Source organism: Bacillus sp. AP50, assembly GCF_040492675.1.
Classification (GTDB): domain Bacteria; phylum Bacillota; class Bacilli; order Bacillales; family Bacillaceae_G; genus Bacillus_A; species Bacillus_A cereus.
Genome location: NZ_JBEUTW010000739.1, coordinates 1 through 1,198, shown reverse-complemented (window position 1 = coordinate 1,198; position 1,198 = coordinate 1). Strand labels below are relative to the sequence as shown.

Genomic DNA, 1,198 nt, shown 5'->3' with positions numbered 1-1,198 from the left:
TGTGTATAAGAGACAGATATTTTATGTTATCGATTACATGTCAACATTTTTTTTTCGGAGGGATTCTTTATGGTAACAATTAATGAAATAGCTAAATTATGCAATGTTTCAAATGCTACAGTTTCAAGAGTTTTAAATAATCATCCTTATGTAAATCCAGAAAAACGCGAGAAAATAATACAAATAATGAAAGAATTAAACTATACTCCTAGTTCTATCGCTAGAAATCTTAGGGTGAATAAGACACAAACCATCGCTCTATCGATTCCAAATATAGATCATCCTTTTTTCGGAAAATTAGCTAGAGAAATTTCTAAAGAACTTCTAAAACACAATTACAAATTACTGATTTATCAGACTTTTTATGAAAAAAAAATAGAGCTTGAATTACTTTCATTACTAAAGAATAGAGCGGTAGATGGTGTAATTCTCGCATCCTTAGAAAATGATTGGGAAAATATAGAGCATTATTTAGCATATGGCCCAATATTACTTTGTAATGAATATGAGGAAAATGCACCTATTCCGATAATTTGCTATGATGAATTTGAAGCCGGATACAAAGCTGTAAAACATTTAATAAGTAAAGGACACAAAAAGATTGGCTTTTGTTTTGATTCCCTTAATAGTCAAGCACAATTAAAACGCAAACAAGGATATCTGCATGCATTAAAAGAACAACAATTATCATACAAAAAAAGTTGGTTATTTGGAGATGCAATTACTATTAAAGATGGAATTCGAATCTTTGAGAGGTTAGATAAATTAAAAAATAGACCCACTGCGCTCTTTACTGGAAATGATCAAGTTGCTGCTGGAGTAATTAAAGGTGCTTCTTTAAAAGGATATACTATCCCTACTGACCTTGCCGTTTGCGGTTATGATAATCAATTAATTTGCACAGTTACAACTCCAACAATTAGTACAATTGATATTCCAATCGTTGAGCTAAGTAAACGAACTGTTAGTGAGATACTACTATATATAAATGAAAAGGAATCTATTAAGCGTAAAATTATCGAATATCCAGCAACCTTAATTATTCGTGAATCGACATAAGCAAATGAAAAGCGTCATTTTAAAATTAAAATGACGCTTTTCTATAATATCCCAAAATTCCCACAAACATTTTATATAATTTTCTGATTTTATTTTCTAAAAAGTTCATTTAACTATGGGAACATGAGCCATTTTAAAC

The 1,198-nt window shown here is 29.9% G+C and carries 1 protein-coding gene; it reads left to right on the top strand.

Features of this window, described 5'->3' with window-relative positions; translation table 11 throughout:
* Positions 1-69 precede the first annotated feature (69 nt).
* Positions 70-1,059 carry a LacI family DNA-binding transcriptional regulator gene (locus tag ABWK52_RS29055; protein WP_097797324.1) on the top strand — a complete coding sequence of 330 codons (990 nt, stop codon included), beginning with the start codon at positions 70-72 and terminating at the stop codon, positions 1,057-1,059.
* The last annotated feature ends 139 nt before the right edge of the window (positions 1,060-1,198 follow it).

Bases quoted from the DNA above. Each gene is read 5' to 3' on its own strand.
- ABWK52_RS29055 (WP_097797324.1), top strand. From the start codon at position 70: ATGGTAACAATTAATGAAATAGCTAAATTATGCAATGTTTCAAATGCT.